Raw genomic sequence first — 20555 nt, 5'->3', positions numbered from 1 at the left:
ATCGTCATGACGCAACTGCAGACCACCATCGAACAGGCCTGGGAAGACCGTGCCTCCCTGAACACCAGCAGCACCGGTGCGGTGCGCGAGGCCGTCGACCATGTGATCGGCGAGCTGGACGCCGGCCGTCTGCGCGTGGCCGAGCGCCAGGGCGTGGGCCAGTGGACCGTGCACCAATGGGTCAAGAAGGCGGTGCTGCTGTCCTTCCGCCTGAACGACAACCAGCTGATGGGCGACGGCGCGCTGACCTTCTTTGACAAGGTGCCCAGCAAGTACGGCCAGCTGAGCGAGGATGCGATCCGCGCCAGCGGCGTGCGCGTGGTGCCGCCGGCCGTCGCGCGTCGCGGCAGCTTCCAGGCCAAGAACGTGATCCTGATGCCCAGCTACGTCAACATCGGCGCCTATGTCGACGAGGGCACGATGGTCGACACCTGGGCCACCGTCGGTTCCTGCGCGCAGATCGGCAAAAACGTGCATCTCTCCGGCGGCGTCGGCATCGGCGGCGTGCTGGAGCCGCTGCAGGCCAACCCGACCATCATCGAGGACAACTGCTTCATCGGCGCCCGCTCCGAGGTGGTCGAGGGCGTGATCGTCGAGGAGAACTCGGTGATCTCGATGGGCGTCTACATCGGCCAGAGCACCCCGATCTACGACCGCGAGACCGATACCGTCTCCTACGGCCGCGTGCCGGCCGGCTCGGTCGTGATCAGCGGCTCGCTGCCGAAGAACGACGGCAAGTACAGCCTCTACGCCGCGATCATCGTCAAGAAGGTTGACGCCGGCACCCGCGCCAAGACCAGCATCAACGACCTGCTGCGCGCCTGATCATCGGCCGGGCCCCGCGGCCCGGCCCATGACCGCTCCCCTCGCGCCACCGACCGGAAGGCAAGCCAAGCATGAGTAGCAGCAGCAACAACGGAAACATGGAGCGCATCCTGCGCCTGATGGCCGACAAGGGTGCCTCGGACTGTTACCTGTCGGCCAATATGCCGGTGCTGATCCGCATCAACGGGCAGATGCTGCAGCTCTCCGACCAGCTGCTGTCGCCGAGCCAGCCGCGCCAGCTGATCGCCGAGGTGATCGACCCCGGCCAACTGGCCGAGGTCGACGCCACCGGCGAGCTGAACATGGCGGTGGCGATCCCCAAGGTCGGCAGCTTCCGGCTGTCGGCCTTCCGCCAGCGCGGCTCGATCGCGGCGGTGTTCCGCCACATCCCGCACAACATCCCGACGCTGGAGAGCCTGAATCTGCCGCCGATCCTCGGCAAGCTGATCCAGGAGAAGCGCGGTCTGATCCTGATGGTGGGCGCCACCGGCACCGGCAAGAGCACCACGCTCGCCGCGATGCTGGAGCAGCGCAACCAGACCATGGCCGGCCATATCCTGACGATCGAGGATCCGCTGGAGTACCTGTTCACCAACAAGCGCTCGGTGGTGAACCAGCGCGAGGTCGGGCGCGACACCGCCTCCCTGCAGATCGCGCTGAAGAACGCGCTGCGCCAGTCGCCGGACTGCATCCTGATCGGCGAGATCCGCGACCGCGAGACCATGACCGCGGCGATCTCCTATGCGCTGTCCGGCCATCTGGTCGTCGCGACCCTGCATGGCAACAACAGCTACCACGCGCTGAACCGCATCCTGTCCTTCTACACGCCCGAGTCGCGCCCCGCGTTGCTCAACGACCTGGGCGCGGGCCTGAAGGCGGTGGTCTCGCAGCGTCTGGTGCGCGCGAGCGCCGGCGGCCGCGTGCCGGTCACCGAGATCCTGCTGAACACCAAGCTGGTGTCCGAGCTGATCGAGCAGGGCGACTTCGGTGGCGTCAAGGAGGCGATGGAGAAATCGATCGCCGAGGGCTCGCAGAGCTTCGAGGAGCATTTCGCCCGCCTGATCAAGGACGGCGTGATCACTCGCGAGGAAGGCCTGCTGTTCGCCGACTCGCCGACCAATCTGCTGTGGCGCCTGCAGAACGACAGCGACCCGCAGGCCGCCAAGGCCAATGGCAAGGCCGAAGAGCCGGCCAGCGACCAGGCCAGCTTCACCGAGATCACGCTCGACGTGCGCCCGGAATAACGACGACAAGAACCGACAGACGACGACCTCACGATGAGCCAGACCCTTGCCCTGCTCGAAGCCCTGATCGCCCGCCCCTCGGTGACGCCGGACGATGCCGGCTGCCAGGACCTGATCGCCGAGCGCCTGGGCCGCTGCGGCTTCGAGATCGAGCGCATGGACAGCGGCCCGGCCGACTTCCGCGTCGCCAACCTCTGGGCCATCAGGCGCGGCAGCGCCGGCGATGCGGCGCCGGTGCTGCTGTTCGCCGGGCACACCGACGTGGTGCCGCCGGGCAAGCTCGACAGCTGGGCCAGCGATCCCTTCGTGCCCAGCTACCGCAATGGCCGCCTCTATGGCCGCGGCGCGGCGGACATGAAGAGCTCGGTGGCCGCGATGGTGGTCGCGGCCGAGGAATTCGTCGCCGCCCATCCGGCCCACGCGGGCAGCGTCGCCTTCCTGCTGACCAGCGACGAGGAAGGTCCGGCCGTCGACGGCACGGTGGTCTGCTGCGAGCGGCTGAAGGCGCGGCAACAGCGCCTGGACTACTGCATCGTCGGCGAGCCCACCTCGGTGGAAAAGCTCGGCGACATGGTCAAGAACGGCCGTCGCGGCACCCTGTCCGGCAAGCTGAAGGTGCGCGGCATCCAGGGCCATGTGGCCTACCCGCATCTGGCGCGCAACCCGGTGCACCAGGCCGCGCCCGCGCTGGCCGAGCTGGCCGCGACCGAATGGGATCGCGGCAACGACTATTTCCCGGCCACCACCTTCCAGATCTCCAACATCCACGCCGGCACCGGCGCGACCAATGTGATCCCGGGCGAGGTCGTGATCGACTTCAACTTCCGCTTCTCGACCGAATCGACCCCGGAGGGCCTGAAGCATCGCGTCGCCACCCTGCTGGAGCGCCATGGCCTGGAGTACGAGCTGGCCTGGACCCTGGGCGGTGAGCCCTTCCTGACCCCGATCGGCACCCTGAGCGATGCGGTGCGCGGCGCCATCCTGGCCGAGACCGGCCTGACGCCCGAGCTGTCCACCACCGGCGGCACCTCGGACGGCCGCTTCCTGGCCAAGATCTGCCAAGAGGTGCTGGAGTTCGGCCCGATCAACGCGACGATCCACAAGATCGACGAGAACGTGCCGGCCGACTGCATCGAGCCGCTGAAGAACATCTACCGACGCACGCTGGAGAACCTGCTGCTGTGAACCTGATCTCCTGCATCGAGATGCAAGCCGCCCGCCTGACCGAGGCGGGCGTTTCGTTTGGGCATGGCACGGCCAATGCCTTCGACGAGGCCGCCTGGCTGGCGCTGTGGCGCCTCGCCCTGCCGCTGGATGCGCTCGACGAGCATGCCGAGCAAGACCTGACCCCGGAGCAGTTGGCGCAGATCGCCGCGCTGGTGGACGAGCGCATCGCGACGCGCAAGCCCGCCGCCTACCTGACCCGCGAGGCCTGGCTGCAGGGCGTGCCCTTCTATATCGACGAGCGCGCGATCGTGCCGCGCTCCTTCATCGCCGAGCTGATCGCCGATGCCAGCATCGACGCCTGGCTGTCGGAACAGACCACCCAGGTGCTGGACCTGTGCACCGGCAACGGCAGCCTGGCCGTGCTGGCCGCGCTGGCCTGGCCCGAGGTCAGCGTGGACGGGATCGATCTGAGCGCGGAGGCGCTGGCCGTGGCCCGCATCAATGTCGACAGGCATGGGCTGCAGGATCGCATCCGGCTGCTGCAGGGCGATGGCCTGGCACCCGCCGCGGGCAAGGTCTACGACCTGATCCTGTGCAACCCGCCCTATGTCAACAGCGGCTCGATGGCCGCCCTGCCGGCCGAGTACCGCGCCGAGCCCGAGCTGGCCCTGGCCGGCGGCACCGACGGCATGGACTTCGTGCGCGGCCTGCTGGCCGCCGCGCCCGCACACCTCAGCGAGGACGGCGTACTGGTGCTGGAGATCGGCAACGAGCGCCCCTTCTTCGAAGCGGCCTTCCCCGGCCTGGCGGTGGCCTGGATGGAGACCTCGTCCGGTGCCGATCAGGTCTGCCTGATCACGCGCGAGGCGCTGACCCTGGCCGCCTGAGTACAAGAACAGAAGAAGCAGTTTTCCCCATGATCCAACTGAAGAACATCACGCTGCGCCGCGGCACCAAGATCGTCCTGGACGATGCCAGCGTCACCCTGCAGCCCGGCGAGAAGATCGGCCTGGTGGGCCGCAACGGCGCCGGCAAGTCCAGCCTGTTCGCACTGCTGACCGACCGCCTGCAATCGGACAAGGGCGAGGTCGAGATCCCGCGCCAATGGGCCGTCGGCGAGGTCGCGCAGAACATGCCCGAGACCGACATGCCGGCCACCGACTTCGTGCTGGAGGGCGACACGCGCCTGATGGCCGCGCGCCAGGCCCTGGCCGACGCGGAAGCGGCCGAGGATGGCCATGCGATGGCCGATGCCCATGGCCTGCTGATGGACGCCGGCGCCTTCGACGCCAAGCCGCGCGCGCAGGCCCTGCTGATGGGCCTGGGCTTCAAGGGCGATCAGGTCGATGCGCCGGTGAACAGCTTCTCCGGCGGCTGGCGTATGCGCCTGCAACTGGCGCGCGCGCTGATGTGCCCGGCCGACCTGATGCTGCTGGACGAGCCGACCAACCATTTGGACCTGGACGCCCTGGTCTGGCTGGAAGCCTGGCTGCAGCGCTACGACGGCACCCTGATCATCATCAGCCATGACCGCGAATTCCTCGATGCGATCACCAAGGTGACCCTGCATCTGGACGAGGCCAAGCTGATGCGCTACGGCGGCAACTACACCGCGTTCGAGGCGATGCGCGCCGAGCGCATGGTGCTGCAGCAGGCCGCGTTCGAGAAACAGCAGGACCGCATGGCGCACCTGCAGAAGTTCATCGACCGCTTCAAGGCCAAGGCCAGCAAGGCCAAGCAGGCGCAGAGCCGCGTCAAGGCGCTGGAGCGCATGGAGAAGCTGGCGCCGGTGCTCACCGCTTCGGACTTCAGCTTCGAGTTCCGCGAACCGGTCAGCCTGCCGAACCCGATGCTGATGTTCGACGAGGTGGCCTGCGGCTACGACACCGACGAGGGCGAGAAGATCATCGTGCGCGGCATCGACCGCTCGGTGTTGGCCGGCCAGCGCATCGGCATCCTGGGCGCCAACGGCCAGGGCAAGTCGACGGTGGTGAAGACGGTGGCGCGCATGCAGCGCGCGATGGGTGGCAAGATCACCGAGGGCAAGGGCCTGTCGATCGGCTATTTCGCGCAGCAGGAGATGGATGTGCTGCGGCCCGAGGAAGGGCCGCTGTCGCACATGATCCGGCTGGCCAAGGAGGTGAGCCCGGGCGCGCGCGAGCAGGAGCTGCGCGACTTCCTGGGCCAGTTCCGCTTCGTCGGCGACATGGTGAACCAGGCGGTGGGCAGCCTCTCCGGCGGCGAGAAGGCGCGCCTGGTGCTGGCGATGCTGGTCTGGCAGCGCCCCAACCTGCTGCTGCTGGACGAGCCGACCAACCACCTGGACCTGCAGACCCGCGAGGCGCTGTCCATGGCGCTGAACGAGTTCGAGGGCACGGTGATGCTGGTCAGCCATGATCGCGCGCTCTTGCGCGAGGTGTGCGACGAGTTCTGGCTGGTCACCAAGGGCGGCGTCGGCCCCTTCGACGGCGACCTGGACGACTATCAGAAATGGCTGCTCGAGCAGTCCAAGGAGGCGGCCAAGCTGGCCAAGGAGGCCGCGAAGAAAGGGGCGGCTGCGGCACCCGCGCCCGTCGCCGCCGCCGCCGTTGCGGCGCCCGCTCCCGAGCCGGCCGCGCCGGCGGTATTCAAGCGCGAGGACCGCAAGGCCAGCGGCCAGGCCCGCCAGCGCCTGGCCGAGCAGACGAAACCACTGCGCAAGGAGATGGAGGCCATCGACGCCAAGCTGAACAAGCTGGCCGACGAGCGCCAGGCCATCGAGGCCCAGCTGGCGGCTGGCACGGCCGCGGCGGCCCAGATCGTCGAGTCCGGCAAGCGCCTGAAGGCGATCCACGACGAGCTCGAGGCCGCCGAGCTGCGCTGGCTGGAGCTCAGCGCCGAGGTCGATGCGATCCAGGCCTCGGCCTGATCACCACGCTGCCAACACGCCGGCGATCGCGATGATCGCCGGCAGCGCCTGCACATAGAGGATCTTGCGGCTGGCCGTCGCCGCGCCATAGAGCCCGGCCACCAGCACGCAACCCAGGAAGAACAGCTGCGTCGGTACATCGCCGCGCGCCAGCCCCCAGAGCAGGCCCGCGGCCAGGAAGCCGTTGTACAGGCCCTGGTTCGCCGCCAGCACCTTCGTGGCCTCGGCGAACTCCGGCGTCAGCCCGAAGGCCTTGCGGCCCTTCGGCGTGGTCCACCAGAACATCTCCAGCAGCAGGATGTAGAGATGGATCAGGGCCACCAGCCCCACCAGCAGGTTCGCGACGATCGTCATCAAGGTAGCTCCCCGTTCCTCGTTGGGCGAATAACCATTTAAGTTGTACGCAATTTAATTGCCAACTACATTAACAGCCATGGCACGCAGCAAGACCCCCGCAAGCAAACCGGCGCTCCCGGCCGACGTCGACTGGCTGCGCCTGGACCAGCAGCTGTGCTTTGCGCTGTACTCGAGTTCGCTGGCGATGACCAAGCTCTACAAGCCGATGCTGGAGCCGCTGGGCCTGACCTATCCGCAGTATCTGGTGATGCTGGTGCTTTGGGAGCAGGATGGCATCAGCGTTTCCACCCTGGGCCAACGCCTGTCGCTGGACTCCGGCACCCTGACGCCGCTGCTCAAGCGCATCGAGGCCGCCGGCCTGATCGAGCGCCGGCGCGCCGCCGAGGACGAGCGCCGGGTCGACATCCTGCTGACCGCGGCCGGCCGCGACCTGCGGCAGCAGGCGCAGGACATCCCGCCCCGGCTGGCCTGCGCGGCCGCCTGCCCGCTGGAAGAACTGAGTTCCCTGACCCGACGCCTGCATGAGCTGCGCCAGCGGCTGGCCGGCGCCGAGCCTTCATCCCCCTCACCCACCACCACCGACCGATAGAAGGAAGAAACCCATCATGGCACTCGACAAAGTCCTCTACACCGCCACCGCCACCTCCACCGGCGGCCGCCAAGGCAGCTCGTCCAGCTCGGACGGCGCGCTGAACGTTACCCTGTCCACGCCCAAGGAACTGGGCGGCCCCGGCGGCCCGGGCACCAATCCCGAGCAGCTGTTCGCGGCCGGCTATTCGGCCTGCTTTATCGGCGCGCTCAAGCATGTCGCCGGCGCCAAGAAGATCGCACTGCCGTCCGAGGTGTCCATCACCGCCGAGGTGGGCATTGGCCCGATCCCGGCCGGCTTCGGCATCCAGGCCACGCTGAACATCTCGGTGCCGGGCGTGGACCGCGCCGTCGCGCAGGAGCTGGTGAACGCCGCCCACCAGGTCTGCCCCTACTCGAACGCGACCCGCGGCAATATCGACGTGACGCTGAACCTGGTCTAAGCCAACAAGTCCAGCAGCAGCTGGACGCGGGCCTTCACCGGACTCAAGGCGCCGGCGCTCGGGAGAGCGCCGGCGCTTTCCATCACCGGTCCGGCATCGCAGCGGGTGCTGCGCAGCACCTTCACGCCGGCCGAGCGCGCTTCGCGCAGCGCCGCCTCCAGCGCGTGGCTCAGGGTGCCGTTGCCGGTGCCGGCCACCACCAGCCCGTCCACGCCCTGCGCCAGCAGCGCGCGCACCAGGGCGCCATCGGCGCCCACATGGTTCAAGAGGATCTGCACCCGCGGCCATGCCGTGGCGGCGCGCGCCTCGATACGCGCCAATCCCAGTCCATCGCCCGCCGCAGGCCAGGCGCCCAGCAGGCGCAGCACGCCCTCCTCCACCAGCCCCAGCAGCGCGCCGTCGCTGGAGGCGAAGGCCTCGACCTTGTAGCTGTGCACCTTGCGCACCTGCTCTGCGCTATGGATCGCGCCAGCGAACACCGTCAGCACGCCGCGCGCGCCGGGATGCACCGCGACCGCCACCGCATCCAGCAGGTTCTGCGGTCCGTCGGTCTGCAGCGCGGTGGCCGGGCGCATCGCCGCGGTCAGCACCACCGGCTTGGCCGGCGCCAGCACCCGCTGCAGGAAGAACGCGGTCTCTTCCAGGGTGTCGGTACCGTGGGTGATCACCAGGCCCGCGACCTCCGGCCGCGCCAGATGCTCGGCCACGCGCCGCGCCAGCTTCTGCCAGGTGGCGAAATCCATGTCCTTGCTGTCGAGCTGGGCCAGCTGCTCGGCCTCCAGCGGCCGGCCGGCCAGGGCCGGGATCGCGTCGAGCAGCTGCTGCACGCCGAGTTCGGCGGCCTTGTAGCCGACATTGTCCGAGGCCTGCGCCGCCCGGCCGGCAATGGTGCCGCCGGTGCCCAGAATCACCACGAGATTGCTGTTGTTCGAGGAGCTCATTGATTCCTGGATAAATGAACAGTTACTGGATATATACTCAGACGATAAGAAAGCAAAGAACCGCCCTTACCAACACCGCCAGCGAGGTGCCTCGTGGACGATAACAGCAGCCCCAAACTCACCGCCCGACAGCAGCAGATCTTCGATCTCGTGCGCGAAGCCATCGAAACCACCGGCGCCCCGCCCACCCGGGCCGAGATCGCGGCCGAACTGGGTTTCCGCTCCGCCAACGCGGCCGAGGAACATCTGCAGGCCCTGGCCCGCAAGGGCGTGATCGAACTGGTCGGCGGCACCTCGCGCGGCATCCGGCTGAAGTCTGACACATTGCGCGCGCTGAACCAGGAACGCCAGGAGCGCCGCCTGCGCGAGGAGCAGATGCAGTTCGCCCTGCCCCTGGCCAGCCTGGCGCAGCTGACCTTGCCGCTGATCGGCCGCGTCGCCGCCGGCGCGCCGATCCTGGCGCAGGAACATATCGAGCAGAGCTACACGGTCGAGGCCGGCATGTTCGCCCGCCGGCCGGACTTCCTGCTGAAGGTCAAGGGCATGAGCATGAAGGACATCGGCATCATCGATGGCGACCTGCTCGCGGTGCAGAAGGCCAGCGAGGCCAAGAACGGCCAGATCGTCGTGGCCCGCATCGGCGATGAGGTCACGGTCAAGCGCTACCAGAAACGTCGCGACGGCATCAGCCTGCTGCCCGAGAACGCCGACTTCGAACCCATCCAGGTAACGCCGCAGGACGATTTCGCGATCGAGGGCCATGCGGTCGGCCTGATCCGCAACTCGCTGAGCTTCTGAGCGATGGCCGCAGCCGCCGCGAAGGCCCGGCATTGTGAGGACTGCGCGAGCCTCGAGCAGATTCCCAACATCGGCCCGGCCATGGCGGCCGACCTGCGCCTGCTAGGCATCCAAACGCCGCAGCAGCTGCGTGGCCGCGATGCCTTCGTGCTCTACCAGCAGCTGTGCGTGATCACCGAGCAGCGCCAGGATCCCTGTGTGCTCGACACCCTGATGGCCGCGGTCGATTTCATGCGCGGCGCGCCAGCCAAACCCTGGTGGCATTACACGGCGGAGCGCAAGCTGGTTTACGGGCAGGTTTGAACGACGCCACGGCCGATATTTACACCCGGACCCGGGCATCGCAAGGCGCGAGGAATCTCCACATGCCTTCGGCTATTGAATCCAAACCAGCAAAGAAAAAGCCCCGAGTATCTACATACTCGGGGCTTCAATATTTTGGCGGAGTGGACGGGGCTCGAACCCGCGACCCCCGGCGTGACAGGCCGGTATTCTAACCAACTGAACTACCACTCCGCAGTGGCGATGAATACCGTCTAGCGTATTCATCAAACTGGTACCTCGTAGGGGATTCGAACCCCTGTAGCCACCGTGAAAGGGTGGTGTCCTAGGCCTCTAGACGAACGAGGCAATAAAATCTACCTGAACCGCGCGCCACCAGAATTTTGGTGGAGGTAAGCGGGATCGAACCGCTGACCTCTTGCATGCCATGCAAGCGCTCTCCCAGCTGAGCTATACCCCCTTATCGGGTAACGCGCCGTTCAAGCGTATCTATTATATCTCATTTTAAATACAAACGGCCAACTTAATGGCCGTTTGCATCTGCAAACCTTGGCGGAGTGGACGGGGCTCGAACCCGCGACCCCCGGCGTGACAGGCCGGTATTCTAACCAACTGAACTACCACTCCGCAGTGGAATAAATTCGTAATCTTTTCAGATTATATATCAATAATCTGCTTCAATCACCAAGTTTATCAAACTTGTTCGTCTTTCGACGTATTTTCCAATCCAAAAAGAATTGGTACCTCGTAGGGGATTCGAACCCCTGTAGCCACCGTGAAAGGGTGGTGTCCTAGGCCTCTAGACGAACGAGGCAATATGCCTTCTTGAACTGCGCGCCACCAGAAAATCTGGTGGAGGTAAGCGGGATCGAACCGCTGACCTCTTGCATGCCATGCAAGCGCTCTCCCAGCTGAGCTATACCCCCTCAGGATCTACAGCGGCTTTTTGAATCCTTGCCTTGCGGCTTGGTTCTCCTGGCTGCTGCGATTCTTTGTGTGTCGCGCTGTTCAAGCGAGAAAAAGATTATAGAACGATTTTCAGACGCTGCGCAAGCGTTTGATGACAATTTCTTTGTCGAACAGTTCCAGCACCGCATCGACCGACGGTGTCTGCGCGCGACCGCACACCAGCACGCGCACCGGGATCGCCAGTTGCGGCATCTTCAGGCCGAAGGCGCCGATGGTTTCCTTGATCGCGGCCTGGATCGCGGCCTTGTTCCATTCGAGGTCGGCGAACTTGTCGGCCAGCGCCGCCAGCGCGGGCTTCACCGCGTCGGTGACATGCGTGGTCAGGTCTTCGGCCGCGGGCATCACCGGCGCGAAATACATGCTCAGCCAGTCGGCCAGCACCACCGTGGTCGCGCAGCGATCCTTGAACAGCGCGCAGGGGGCCACCAGGCGCGCGGCCGGTGCCGCGATGCCGCGCTTGGCCAGCTGCGCCTCGACCAGCGCGGCCAGGCGCGCATCGTCGGCCTGCTTGATGTACTGGCTATTGACCCATTCCAGCTTGGCCGGGTCCCATTGGGCCGGGCTCTTGGACAGGTGCGTGCCGTCGAACCAGCTGACCAGTTGCTCGCGCGAGAACAGCTCGTCGTCGCCATGGCTCCAGCCCAGGCGCGACAGATAGTTCAGCATCGCCTCGGGCAGATAGCCGTCTTCTTCATAGGCGGTGACGCTGACCGCGCCACGGCGCTTGGAGAGCTTCAGGCCGTCGTCGCCCAGGATGATGGGCAGATGGCCGAAGGCCGGCAGCGGCGCGCCCAGGGCCTTGAAGATATTGATCTGCCAGGGCGTGTTGTTGATGTGCTCGTCGCCGCGGAAGACCTGGGTGATCGCCATGTCCCAGTCGTCGACCACCACCGCAAAGTTGTAGGTCGGCACGCCCAGGGTGCCCTCGGGCGCGTCGGCCGCGGGCGGGCGCTGGATGATCAGGTCGTCGATCTCGCGATTGCTGATCGTGATGGTGCCCTTGACCAGATCCTCCCAGCTGACGTCGCCGTCGACCGGGTTCTTGAAGCGCACGACCGGCTTGATGCCCGCGGGCACCGGCGGCAGCACCTTGCCCGCCTCGGGGCGCCAGGTGCCGTCGTAGCGGCGCTTCTCGCCGCGCGCCTCCTGGCCGGCCTTCATCGCCTCCAGCTCCTCGGGCGTGCAGTAGCAGCGGTAGGCCGTGCCGGCGGCGATCATCTGGTCGATCACGGCCTGGTAGCGCTCCAGGCGCTGCATCTGATAGACCGGACCTTCGTCGTACTCAAGGCCCAGCCACTTCATCGCGGCCAGGATCTGTTCGACCGAATCCTGGGTCGAGCGGGCCACATCGGTGTCCTCGATGCGCAGCACGAACTGGCCGCCATGGTGGCGGGCATAGGCCCAGGAAAACAGCGCGGTGCGGGCCGTGCCCAGATGCAGGAAACCGGTCGGCGACGGCGCGATGCGGGTGCGGATTGCTTGTTGGCTCATGTGCTCAGTTCTTGTCGTTCAGCGTGGCCAGACCACGCAGCAGGTCGTCGGTGATGTCGTCCGGATGCTCGAGGCCCACCGCCAGGCGCACCAGGCCCTGGCCGATACCGGCGGCCTGGCGCTGCGCCTCGGTCAGGCGACCATGCGAGGTGGTGGCCGGATGGGTGATGATGGACTTGGTGTCGCCCAGATTGGTGGCGATCGAGATCACGCGGGTGCTGTCGATCAGGTGGAAGGCCGCGGCGCGGGCCGCCTCCGGGCCTTCGTCGCCATGGCGGCCGCGCAGGTCGAAGGACAGCACCGCCCCGCCCTGCCCGCCCTGCTGGCGCATCGCCAGCTCATGCTGAGCATGCGAGGCCAGGCCGGGGTAGTACACCCGCGCCACCTCGGGCCGGGCTTCCAGCCAGCGCGCCACCTTCAGCGCGTTCTCGCCATGCGCCTTCATGCGCACGGCCAGGGTCTCCAGGCCCTTCAGCACCACCCAGGCGTTGAACGGCGCCAGGGTCATGCCAGCGGTGCGGATCACCGGGCCGAACACATCCTTGATCAGGCGCTCGGGCCCGCACAGCGCGCCGGCCATCACGCGGCCCTGGCCGTCCAGATACTTGGTACCGGAGTGCATCACCAGGTCGGCGCCCAGCTCGGCCGGGCGCTGCAGCGCCGGCGTGCAGAAGCTGTTGTCCACCACCAGCAGCGCGCCCGCGCCATGGGCCATGTCGGCCAGCGCGCGGATGTCGCAGATGTCGGTCAGCGGGTTGGTCGGCGTCTCGGCGAAGAACAGTTTGGTCGTCGGCCGGATCGCCGCGCGCCATTCCTCAAGATCGGTCTGCGAGACGAAGGTCGTCTCGACGCCGAACTTGCCGAACTCCTTGGCGAACAGGTTGATCGTCGAGCCGAACACCGAGCGCGAGCAGACCACATGGTCGCCCGACTTCAGGAGGCCCATGATCAGCAGCAGGATCGCACCCATGCCGGTGGCGGTCGCGACCGCGGCCTCGGTGCCTTCCAGCGCCGCCAGGCGCGCCTCGAAGCTGCGCACCGTCGGATTGCTGGTGCGCGAATAGGTGAAGTCCTCCGACGCGGCGAAGCGCCGCGCCGAGGTCTCGGCGTCGGGCTGCACATAACCGCTGGTCAGGAACAGCGCCTCGGAGTTCTCGCCATGCTGGCTGGGCGCCAGCGCGGTGCGCACCGCCAGGGTCTCGGGGCGCAGGCCCGCCGGCAGCTCGGCGCGCGCCAGGCGCCGCGCCTCGTCGGTCGAGCTCATTACTGGTCCTGTCCGCTCTGCAGCGCCAGGCGGGTGCGGGCCGGGCCGTCTTCCTCGTCGCCCTGCGACTTGCGCTGCTCGCGCATGGTCTCGAAGTCCTCGGCCGAGACGTCGCCGGTGACATAGCTGCCGTCGAAGCAGGAGGCCTCGAAGCCGTTCAGCCCCGGCTGCAGCGCCGCCACGACGCGCTTCATCGCGTCGACGTCCTGGTAGATCAGCGCATCGGCGCCGATGTACTGGCGCACCTCCTCGATGCTGCGGCCATGCGCGATCAGCTCTTCCTTGGTCGGCATGTCGATGCCGTAGACATTCGGGAAGCGCACCGGCGGCGCGGCCGAGGCCAGGTAGACCTTGCGCGCACCGGCCTCGCGGGCCATCTGCACGATCTCCTTGGAGGTGGTGCCGCGCACGATCGAATCGTCCACCAGCAGCACATTGCGGCCCTTGAACTCCAGGCCGATCGCATTGAGCTTCTGGCGCACCGACTTCTTGCGCGCACCCTGCCCCGGCATGATGAAGGTGCGGCCCACATAGCGGTTCTTCACGAAGCCTTCGCGGTAGGGCTTGCCGATCTTGTGCGCCAGCTGCATCGCCGAGGGGCGGCTCGATTCGGGGATCGGGATCACCACGTCGATCTCGCTGGGCGGCATGGTCGAGATCAGGCGCTGGGCCAGGGTCTCGCCCATGTTCAGGCGGGCCTGGTAGACCGAGATGCCGTCCATCACCGAGTCCGGGCGTGCCAGGTAGACGAACTCGAACATGCAGGGATTCAGGGTCGGGCTCTGCGCGCATTGCTGGGTGTGCACCTGGCCCTGCATGTCGATGAACAAGGCCTCGCCGGGCGCCACGTCGCGGGTCAGCTTGTGGCCGGTGCCCTCCAGCGCCACACTCTCGCTGGCCACCATGAACTCGCCGTCGGCCGACTGGCCGAAGCACAGCGGGCGGATGCCGAAGGGGTCGCGGAAGGCCAGCAGGCCATGGCCGGCGATCAGCGCAATCACCGCGTACGAGCCCTTGATGCGCTTGTGCACCGCGCTCACCGCCTTGAACACCGCATCGGGCGTCAGCGGCAGGTCGCGCGCGACGCGCTCCAGCTCATGCGCGACCACATTGATCAGCACCTCGGTATCGCTCTCGGTGTTGATGTGGCGGCGGTCGATGTCGAACAGCTCCTTCTTCAGCGCATGGGCGTTGGTCAGGTTGCCGTTGTGAACCAGCACCAGGCCGAAGGGCGCGTTGACGTAGAAGGGTTGGGCCTCTTCCTCGTTGTAGGCATTGCCGGCGGTCGGGTAGCGCACCTGGCCCAGGCCGATATTGCCGGGCAGCGCGCGCATATTGCGGGTGCGGAACACATCGCGCACCATGCCGCGCGCCTTGTGCATGAAGCATTTGTTGCCCTGCATCGTGACGATGCCGGCGGCATCCTGGCCGCGGTGCTGCAGCAGCAGCAAGGCGTCATAAATCAGCTGGTTGACCGGCGCCTGGGAGATCACACCGACGATGCCACACATGGGACTGCTTCCTTGTTGTTAACTTGCTTACCAACGATCTTCGATGGCCGGGCCCTGCATCAGGCCCCGGCCGGAATGAACTTCACCAGCTCGGCCGGCAGCATCGGCGCCAGCCCGTGCAGGGTTGCATGCAGCACCGGCGCCAGCTGCGAGGCACGCCAGGTCTCGGTCTGCGAGGCCGGCGTCATGCTGACCAGCACCACCGCCAGCAGCGCAATCAGCACGCCGCGCAGCACGCCGAAACCGCCGCCCAGCAGCCGGTCCACGACCGACAGCGGCGTCGCATGGATCAGCGCCCGCACGAGCCGCGCCGTCAGGCCCCAGACCACCAGCACCGCGACAAAGCCCAGCACCAGGCCCAGCATGTGCACGGTCGAGGGGCCGAGGCGCGCGGCCGGCAGCCAGGGCTCGATCCAGGGTGCCACATAGGGACAGGCCAGATAGGCCACGATCCAGCCGACGATGGCCATCAGCTCGTAGACCAGGCCGCGCCACAGCCCCAGCAGCACCGAGATGCCCAGCACCGCCAGCAGCACGAGGTCGACCCAGCCCATGATGACCCCGCCCCGTCAGAGCGTCAGCACCGCGGTGGACAGGCCACCGCCGCGCACCTTGGCCGCCACCTTGTCGGCCTCCTCGCGGCTGGCGAAGGGCCCCACACGCACGCGGATGCGCTTGCCGTCGGCCGTCTCCACCGCCTGGGTGTAGGTCTTCAGGCCCAGGCGCTCGACCTTCATGCGCGCCTCATGCGCGGCCTTGTTGTCGGCATAGGCCCCGACCTGCACGATGAAGCGGCCCGCGCCCGCCGCCGCCGCCGAGGCCTCGGGCTTCTTGCCTTCCAGCAGGGCCTGCACGCGCGCGGCCTCCTTGCCGGCGGCGGCCTTGCCCTCGTCGGCGCTCGGCTTGGCCGCGGCCGGCGGCTCGCGCTTGGGCTCCGCCTTCGACTTGGGTTCGGGTTCCGGCTTGCTCTCGTGCTTGGGTTCGACGCGCGGCTCCGGCTTCAGCTCGGGCTTCAGCTCGGGCTTGGGCTCGGGCCGCGGCGCGGGAGCCACCACATTCTCCACCGGCGCGGCCGCCACCTCGACCGGCGGCTCCTGCGGCAGCGGTGGCTTGGCCACTGGCAGCGTCGCGGCCGGAGGAATGCTCAGCGGCGTGGCGGTTTCCTTGCGCGGGATGTCGATCGGCAGGTCCACCGGGATCGGGCGCGGCTGGGTTTCGAAGACCAGCGGGAAGCCGATCACACCCAGCCCCACCAGCAGGGCCACGCCGATCAGGCGGCGCCGGGCACGCAGGCGCAGCTGCTGGACATCGCCGCCGGCCGGCTCCGGCCTGGCCGCGGGGGCCACGTTGCGCTTGAAGAGAGACGACAGCAAACCCATGGATTCGATCGATGCGCGTGGCCGCGGCGTCAGGAGGAGGACGAAGCGGCGGGCTTGTTGGTGGAGGGCGACGCGGCGCTCATCAGGCGCGGCACGCCATTCTTGAGCACGCCACCCACGGTGTAGAAGGAGCCGAAGACCAAAATTCTATCAGCGGGGTCGGCCGCCGCCGCCGCTGCGGCCAGGGCCGACGCGGGGTCGGCATGCTGCTGCACACCGACGCCGGCGGGCGACTTCAGCTTGCCCTCGGCGCGCAGCGCCTCGAAACGCTCGGCCAGGGCCGCGGCGGTCGCGGCGCGCGGCAGGGGCAGGCCGCAGAAATGCCAGCTGTCCACCAGCGGCGCGATGCGCGCCAGGATCTCGGCCAGATCCTTGTCGGCCATCGCGCCGAACACCACATGGGTGCGCGGGAAGAAGCCCATCTGGTCCAGGTTCTGCGCCAACGCCGCCACCGCATGCGGGTTGTGCGCCACGTCCAGCACGAGGGCCGGCTGGCCCGGCACCACCTGGAAGCGCCCCGGCAGCTCCACCAGGGCCAGGCCGGTGCGCACCGCTTGCGCGCTGATCGGCAGGCGCTCATACAGGGCCTCGAACACCGCCAGCACGCCGGAAGCGTTCAGCAGCTGGTTGACGCCGCGCAGCGCCGGATAGGCCAGGCCCGAGAAGCGCCGGCCGCGGCCCGCCCATTGCCATTGCTGGCGGTCGCCGCCGTAGCTGAAGTCGCGGCCCAGCTGGCGCAGGTCGGCGCCGACCGCGGCCGCATGGGCGGCGATAGCGGCCGGCGGCACCGGGTCGCTGCAGACCACCGGGCGCCCCGGGCGCATGATGTGAGCCTTCTCGCGCCCGACCGATTCGCGGTCCGGGCCGAGGAACTCGGTATGGTCCAGGTCGATGCTGGTGATCACGCTGCAATCGGCGTCGATGCAGTTGACGGCATCCAGCCGCCCGCCCAGGCCCACCTCCAGGATCACCAGGTCCAGCGGTTCGGCGGCCAGCCGGCTCATGATGGCCAGGGTGGTGAACTCGAAATAGGTCAGCGCCAGATCGCCGCGCGCGCGCTCCACCGCCTCGAAATGCGGCAGCAGCGAGTCGGCCTCGACCGGCGCGCCGTTGACGCGGCAGCGCTCCTGGAAATGCACCAGATGCGGCTTGATGTAGAGCCCGACCTTGTAGCCCGCCTGCAGCGCGATCGATTCCAACATCGCGCAGGTCGAGCCCTTGCCGTTGGTCCCGGCCACCATCACCACCGGCGCCTCGAAACGCAGGCCCATGGCCTCGCGCAGGCGCTGCACGCGCTCCAAGGTCATGTCGATTTCCTTGGGATGCAGGCGCTCGCAGCGGGCCAGCCAGTCGTCGAGAGTCATCGTTGTCGTCACATCAAGCCAATTCAGAAACAAAGACGGCCAGGCTGTCTGGCCTGGCCGTGGCGGGCTGGGTCGGCCTCAGGCCACCGCGTCGGCGCTCTGCCGCTGCAGCATGGCCAGCTGGCGGGCGATGGTCTCGCGCAGCTCGCGGCGGTCGACGATCATGTCCACCGCGCCCTTCTCCATCAGGAACTCGGCGCGCTGGAAGCCCGGCGGCAGCTTCTCGCGCACGGTGTTCTCGATCACGCGCGGGCCGGCAAAGCCGATCAGGGCCTTGGGCTCGGCGATCACGATGTCACCCACAAACGCGAAGGAGGCGGACACGCCACCCATGGTCGGGTCGGTCAGCACGCTCACATAGGGCAGCTTCGCCTTGGCCAGCCGGGTCAGCGCCGCATTGCTCTTGGCCATCTGCATCAGCGACATCAGGCCTTCCTGCATGCGCGCGCCACCGGTGGCGGTGAAGCAGATGAACGGCACCTTCTGCTCCAGCGCGGTCTCGACGCCGCGCGCGAAGCGCTCGCCGACCACCGAGCCCATCGAGCCGCCCATGAAGTCGAACTCGAAGCAGGCCGCGACCACCGGCACGCTCATCACCGAGCCGCCCAGCACCACCAGCGCGTCGGTCTCGCCGGTGTTCTCCAGCGCTTCCTTCAGGCGATCGGGGTACTTCTTGCTGTCCTTGAACTTCAGCGCATCGACCGGCAGCACCTCCTGGCCGATCTCGTAGCGGCCTTCGCCATCGAGGAAGGCGTTCAGGCGCGCGCGCGCGCCGATGCGGTGGTGATGGCTGCACTTGGGGCAGACGTTGACGTTCTGCTCCAGGTCGGTCTTGTACAGCACCGTCTCGCAGGACGGGCACTTGATCCACAGCCCTTCGGGCACCGTGCGGCGCTCGTTGGGATCGGTCTGCTGCATCTTGGGCGGCAGGAGTTTCTCAAGCCAGCTCATGGAGGCTCTCCTTGTTCGGTGACTCAGGCGTCCAGCGCAGCGCGGATTTCGCGGATGAACTGGGCACCGGTTGCGGCGACATTATCCCTTGTCTGGGTTTCCAGCAGCTGGACCAGACGCGAACCGATCACGACGGCGTCCGAATGTTCGGCCACCGCCCGTGCCGTGGCGCCGTCGCGGATGCCGAAACCGACACCCACCGGCACCGCCACATGAGCCTTGATGCGCGGCACCATCGCGGCCACCGCCTCGGTGTCCAGATGCCCGGCCCCGGTCACGCCCTTCAGCGAGACATAGTAGACATAGCCGCTGGCCAGGGCGCCAATCTGCGCCATGCGCGCCTCGGTCGAGGTCGGCGCCAGCAGGAAGATCGGATCCAGCCCCTGCCCCTTCAACGCGGCCGCGAAGGCCTCGCATTCCTCGGGCGGGTAGTCGACGATCAGCACGCCGTCGACGCCGGCCGCCTTCGCATCGACCACGAAACGCTCGATGCCGTAGCGCTCGACCGGGTTCGCATAGCCCATCAGCACGACCGGTGTGCGCTCGTTGCCCTGGCGGAAGCGCCGCACATAGTCCAGCACGGTGACCAGGCCGATCCCGGCCTTCAGCGCGCGCTCACCGGCGCGCTGGATCACCGGGCCATCGGCCATCGGGTCCGAGAAGGGCACGCCCAGCTCGATCACGTCGGCGCCGGCCTGGGCCATCGCCTGCATCAGCTCGACCGTAGCCTCGGGATAGGGATCGCCGGCGGTGACGAAGGGAATCAGCGCCTTGCGGTTCTGCGCCTTCAGCGCGGCGAAGGTGGCGGCAATGCGGCTCATTGCGCACCTCCCTTCACCTTGTGGCCGGCCTGCGAGGGCTGGTCATAGACCTTGGCCCCCGAGAGATCGGCGACGGTGCCGATATCCTTGTCGCCACGACCGGACAGGTTGACCAGCAGCACCTGATCGGGGCTCAGGGTCGGCGCCAGCTTGATTGCGTGGGCCACCGCATGGCTGGACTCCAGCGCCGGGATGATGCCCTCGGTGCGGCACAGGCGGTGGAAGGCCGCCAGCGCCTCCTGGTCAGTGATGCCGACATACTCGGCGCGGCCGATGTCCTTCAGGTAGGCATGCTCGGGGCCGACGCCGGGATAGTCCAGACCGGCCGAGATCGAATGGGTCTCGATGATCTGGCCGTCCGCGTCCTGCAGCAGATAGGTGCGGTTGCCATGCAGCACGCCCGGCGAGCCGGCCGTCAGGGTCGCGGCATGCTTGCCGGACTCGACGCCCTGCCCCGCCGCCTCGACACCGATCAGGCGCACGCCCTCATGCGGGATGTAGGGATAGAAGATGCCGATGGCGTTGGAGCCGCCGCCGACGCAGGCGATCACAGCGTCCGGCTGGCGCCCGACCAGCTGCGGCATCTGCGTCAGGCATTCGTCGCCGATGATGCGTTGGAAGTCGCGCACCATCGCCGGATAGGGGTGCGGGCCGGCCACGGTGCCGATGATGTAGAAGGTCGACTCGACATGGGTGACCCAGTCTCGCATCGCCTCGTTCAGCGCGTCCTTCAGGGTCTTGGAGCCCGACTCCACGGGCACCACGGTCGCGCCCAGCAGGTTCATGCGGTAGACATTCGGGCTCTGGCGCTTGACGTCCTCGCTGCCCATGTAGACCACGCATTCCATGCCGAAGCGGGCGCAGATCGTCGCGGTAGCCACGCCATGCTGGCCGGCGCCGGTCTCGGCGATCACGCGCTTCTTGCCCATGCGCTTGGCCAGCAGGGCCTGGCCGATGGTGTTGTTGACCTTGTGCGCGCCGGTGTGGTTCAGGTCCTCGCGCTTCAGGTAGATCTGCGCGCCGCCGAGCTCGCGGGAAAGGCGGTCGGCATGGTAGATCGGGCTCGGGCGGCCGACGAAATGGGCCAGCTCGCGCTCGAATTCGGCGATGAACTCGGGATCCTTGCGGTAATGCTCGTAGGCCTCGTTCAGCTCGTCGAGCGCATGCACCAGGGTCTCGGCGACGAAGCGGCCGCCGTAGGGACCGAAATGCCCACGAGCATCCGGTTGGTCATAGGTCTTCATGGATGTGT

General features: G+C 67.6%; 20 protein-coding genes and 6 tRNA genes. 9 read left to right on the top strand and 17 right to left on the bottom strand.

Features of this window, described 5'->3' with window-relative positions:
- The first annotated feature begins 6 nt into the window (after positions 1–6).
- The 5 genes from dapD (at position 7) to G8A07_RS13305 (ending at position 6144) form a co-directional block, all read left to right on the top strand.
- The gene (gene dapD, locus G8A07_RS13325; protein WP_195797444.1) at positions 7–825 is read left to right on the top strand and encodes a 2,3,4,5-tetrahydropyridine-2,6-dicarboxylate N-succinyltransferase; all 819 of its coding nucleotides are present in this window, start codon (positions 7–9) and stop codon (positions 823–825) included.
- A 71-nt stretch (positions 826–896) separates the two neighbouring features.
- Positions 897–2069 (top strand): PilT/PilU family type 4a pilus ATPase, encoded by a 1173-nt coding sequence (locus G8A07_RS13320; RefSeq protein ID WP_195797443.1) that lies wholly within the window; start codon positions 897–899, stop codon positions 2067–2069.
- A gap of 33 nt (positions 2070–2102) precedes the next feature.
- The gene (gene dapE / locus G8A07_RS13315) at positions 2103–3254 is read left to right on the top strand and encodes a succinyl-diaminopimelate desuccinylase (RefSeq protein ID WP_195797442.1); all 1152 of its coding nucleotides are present in this window, start codon (positions 2103–2105) and stop codon (positions 3252–3254) included.
- A 20-nt stretch (positions 3255–3274) separates the two neighbouring features.
- Positions 3275–4123 carry a 50S ribosomal protein L3 N(5)-glutamine methyltransferase gene (gene prmB / locus G8A07_RS13310; RefSeq protein WP_213086302.1) on the top strand — a complete coding sequence of 283 codons (849 nt, stop codon included), beginning with the start codon at positions 3275–3277 and terminating at the stop codon, positions 4121–4123.
- 29 nt (positions 4124–4152) lie between these two features.
- A complete protein-coding gene (locus G8A07_RS13305) occupies positions 4153–6144 on the top strand; it encodes an ABC-F family ATP-binding cassette domain-containing protein (protein ID WP_195797440.1) in 1992 nt (663 codons plus the stop codon).
- On the opposite strand, the gene G8A07_RS13300 is transcribed toward G8A07_RS13305, so the two are convergent.
- Entirely contained in the window at positions 6145–6498 is a 354-nt protein-coding gene (locus tag G8A07_RS13300) for a DUF1304 domain-containing protein (protein WP_195797439.1), read from the bottom strand. It lies immediately after the preceding gene.
- A gap of 79 nt (positions 6499–6577) precedes the next feature.
- Between G8A07_RS13300 and G8A07_RS13295 the strand changes: the two genes are divergently transcribed.
- Positions 6578–7090, top strand: coding sequence for a MarR family winged helix-turn-helix transcriptional regulator (locus G8A07_RS13295; RefSeq protein ID WP_195797438.1), 513 nt, complete (start codon positions 6578–6580; stop codon positions 7088–7090).
- A gap of 16 nt (positions 7091–7106) precedes the next feature.
- Positions 7107–7532: an organic hydroperoxide resistance protein gene (locus tag G8A07_RS13290; RefSeq protein ID WP_195797437.1), complete on the top strand. Its 426-nt coding sequence runs from the start codon at positions 7107–7109 to the stop codon at positions 7530–7532.
- Here G8A07_RS13290 and G8A07_RS13285 read toward each other — a convergent pair.
- On the bottom strand, positions 7529–8473 hold the full coding sequence (locus tag G8A07_RS13285; RefSeq protein WP_195797436.1) for an asparaginase: 945 nt from the start codon (positions 8471–8473) through the stop codon (positions 7529–7531). The genes G8A07_RS13290 and G8A07_RS13285 overlap by 4 nt on opposite strands.
- A 93-nt stretch (positions 8474–8566) precedes the next feature.
- Here G8A07_RS13285 and lexA point away from each other — a divergent pair, with 93 nt between their 5' ends.
- On the top strand, positions 8567–9271 hold the full coding sequence (gene lexA / locus G8A07_RS13280; RefSeq protein WP_195797435.1) for a transcriptional repressor LexA: 705 nt from the start codon (positions 8567–8569) through the stop codon (positions 9269–9271).
- Between the two features lie 3 nt (positions 9272–9274).
- Complete coding sequence (locus G8A07_RS13275; protein WP_195797434.1) at positions 9275–9574, top strand: helix-hairpin-helix domain-containing protein; 300 nt, start codon at positions 9275–9277, stop codon at positions 9572–9574.
- Positions 9575–9710: 136 nt separating this feature from the next.
- On the opposite strand, the gene G8A07_RS13270 is transcribed toward G8A07_RS13275, so the two are convergent.
- From G8A07_RS13270 to trpB, 15 genes are all read right to left on the bottom strand, one after another.
- Positions 9711–9787: transfer RNA gene (locus G8A07_RS13270), tRNA-Asp, on the bottom strand.
- A gap of 38 nt (positions 9788–9825) precedes the next feature.
- Positions 9826–9901, bottom strand: a tRNA-Glu gene (locus G8A07_RS13265).
- A gap of 36 nt (positions 9902–9937) precedes the next feature.
- A tRNA-Ala gene (locus tag G8A07_RS13260) sits at positions 9938–10013 on the bottom strand.
- A gap of 90 nt (positions 10014–10103) precedes the next feature.
- Positions 10104–10180 (bottom strand) — tRNA-Asp (locus G8A07_RS13255).
- A gap of 111 nt (positions 10181–10291) precedes the next feature.
- A tRNA-Glu gene (locus G8A07_RS13250) sits at positions 10292–10367 on the bottom strand.
- Positions 10368–10403: 36 nt separating this feature from the next.
- A tRNA-Ala gene (locus tag G8A07_RS13245) sits at positions 10404–10479 on the bottom strand.
- Between the two features lie 112 nt (positions 10480–10591).
- On the bottom strand, positions 10592–12013 hold the full coding sequence (gltX, locus tag G8A07_RS13240) for a glutamate--tRNA ligase (protein WP_195797433.1): 1422 nt from the start codon (positions 12011–12013) through the stop codon (positions 10592–10594).
- A 4-nt stretch (positions 12014–12017) separates the two neighbouring features.
- Positions 12018–13277 (bottom strand): O-succinylhomoserine sulfhydrylase, encoded by a 1260-nt coding sequence (locus G8A07_RS13235; RefSeq protein ID WP_195797432.1) that lies wholly within the window; start codon positions 13275–13277, stop codon positions 12018–12020.
- Entirely contained in the window at positions 13277–14788 is a 1512-nt protein-coding gene (gene purF, locus G8A07_RS13230; RefSeq protein WP_195797431.1) for an amidophosphoribosyltransferase, read from the bottom strand. Before purF ends, G8A07_RS13235 begins: the two co-directional genes overlap by 1 nt.
- 59 nt (positions 14789–14847) lie before the next feature.
- Positions 14848–15342, bottom strand: coding sequence for a CvpA family protein (locus G8A07_RS13225; protein WP_195797430.1), 495 nt, complete (start codon positions 15340–15342; stop codon positions 14848–14850).
- A gap of 15 nt (positions 15343–15357) precedes the next feature.
- The gene (locus G8A07_RS13220; RefSeq protein ID WP_195797429.1) at positions 15358–16167 is read right to left on the bottom strand and encodes an SPOR domain-containing protein; all 810 of its coding nucleotides are present in this window, start codon (positions 16165–16167) and stop codon (positions 15358–15360) included.
- 29 nt (positions 16168–16196) lie between these two features.
- Positions 16197–17531 carry a bifunctional tetrahydrofolate synthase/dihydrofolate synthase gene (folC, locus tag G8A07_RS13215; protein ID WP_195797428.1) on the bottom strand — a complete coding sequence of 445 codons (1335 nt, stop codon included), beginning with the start codon at positions 17529–17531 and terminating at the stop codon, positions 16197–16199.
- 78 nt (positions 17532–17609) lie between these two features.
- A complete protein-coding gene (accD, locus tag G8A07_RS13210; RefSeq protein WP_195797427.1) occupies positions 17610–18482 on the bottom strand; it encodes an acetyl-CoA carboxylase, carboxyltransferase subunit beta in 873 nt (290 codons plus the stop codon).
- A gap of 23 nt (positions 18483–18505) precedes the next feature.
- Positions 18506–19303, bottom strand: a complete 798-nt coding sequence (trpA, locus tag G8A07_RS13205) for a tryptophan synthase subunit alpha (protein ID WP_195797426.1) — start codon at positions 19301–19303, stop codon at positions 18506–18508.
- Positions 19300–20547 carry a tryptophan synthase subunit beta gene (gene trpB / locus G8A07_RS13200; RefSeq protein WP_195797425.1) on the bottom strand — a complete coding sequence of 416 codons (1248 nt, stop codon included), beginning with the start codon at positions 20545–20547 and terminating at the stop codon, positions 19300–19302. The genes trpA and trpB overlap by 4 nt, the downstream gene beginning before the upstream one ends.
- Positions 20548–20555 lie beyond the last annotated feature (8 nt).

It is taken from the genome of Roseateles sp. DAIF2 (assembly GCF_015624425.1).
Taxonomy (GTDB): Bacteria; Pseudomonadota; Gammaproteobacteria; order Burkholderiales; family Burkholderiaceae_C; genus Kinneretia.
The sequence above is the reverse complement of the archived record's forward strand: the minus strand, read 5'-3'. Positions and strand labels throughout refer to the sequence as shown.

Excerpts from the sequence above, each read along its gene's own strand:
- dapD (WP_195797444.1), top strand. The coding sequence starts at position 7 with ATGACGCAACTGCAGACCACCATCGAACAGGCCTGGGAAGACCGTGCC.
- G8A07_RS13320 (WP_195797443.1), top strand. The coding sequence starts at position 897 with ATGAGTAGCAGCAGCAACAACGGAAACATGGAGCGCATCCTGCGCCTG.
- dapE (WP_195797442.1), top strand. The coding sequence starts at position 2,103 with ATGAGCCAGACCCTTGCCCTGCTCGAAGCCCTGATCGCCCGCCCCTCG.
- prmB (WP_213086302.1), top strand. The coding sequence starts at position 3,275 with ATGCAAGCCGCCCGCCTGACCGAGGCGGGCGTTTCGTTTGGGCATGGC.
- G8A07_RS13305 (WP_195797440.1), top strand. The coding sequence starts at position 4,153 with ATGATCCAACTGAAGAACATCACGCTGCGCCGCGGCACCAAGATCGTC.
- G8A07_RS13300 (WP_195797439.1), bottom strand. The coding sequence starts at position 6,498 with ATGACGATCGTCGCGAACCTGCTGGTGGGGCTGGTGGCCCTGATCCAT.
- G8A07_RS13295 (WP_195797438.1), top strand. The coding sequence starts at position 6,578 with ATGGCACGCAGCAAGACCCCCGCAAGCAAACCGGCGCTCCCGGCCGAC.
- G8A07_RS13290 (WP_195797437.1), top strand. The coding sequence starts at position 7,107 with ATGGCACTCGACAAAGTCCTCTACACCGCCACCGCCACCTCCACCGGC.
- G8A07_RS13285 (WP_195797436.1), bottom strand. The coding sequence starts at position 8,473 with ATGAGCTCCTCGAACAACAGCAATCTCGTGGTGATTCTGGGCACCGGC.
- G8A07_RS13275 (WP_195797434.1), top strand. The coding sequence starts at position 9,275 with ATGGCCGCAGCCGCCGCGAAGGCCCGGCATTGTGAGGACTGCGCGAGC.
- gltX (WP_195797433.1), bottom strand. The coding sequence starts at position 12,013 with ATGAGCCAACAAGCAATCCGCACCCGCATCGCGCCGTCGCCGACCGGT.
- G8A07_RS13235 (WP_195797432.1), bottom strand. The coding sequence starts at position 13,277 with ATGAGCTCGACCGACGAGGCGCGGCGCCTGGCGCGCGCCGAGCTGCCG.
- purF (WP_195797431.1), bottom strand. The coding sequence starts at position 14,788 with ATGTGTGGCATCGTCGGTGTGATCTCCCAGGCGCCGGTCAACCAGCTG.
- G8A07_RS13225 (WP_195797430.1), bottom strand. The coding sequence starts at position 15,342 with ATGGGCTGGGTCGACCTCGTGCTGCTGGCGGTGCTGGGCATCTCGGTG.
- G8A07_RS13220 (WP_195797429.1), bottom strand. The coding sequence starts at position 16,167 with ATGGGTTTGCTGTCGTCTCTCTTCAAGCGCAACGTGGCCCCCGCGGCC.
- folC (WP_195797428.1), bottom strand. The coding sequence starts at position 17,531 with ATGACTCTCGACGACTGGCTGGCCCGCTGCGAGCGCCTGCATCCCAAG.
- accD (WP_195797427.1), bottom strand. The coding sequence starts at position 18,482 with ATGAGCTGGCTTGAGAAACTCCTGCCGCCCAAGATGCAGCAGACCGAT.
- trpA (WP_195797426.1), bottom strand. The coding sequence starts at position 19,303 with ATGAGCCGCATTGCCGCCACCTTCGCCGCGCTGAAGGCGCAGAACCGC.
- trpB (WP_195797425.1), bottom strand. The coding sequence starts at position 20,547 with ATGAAGACCTATGACCAACCGGATGCTCGTGGGCATTTCGGTCCCTAC.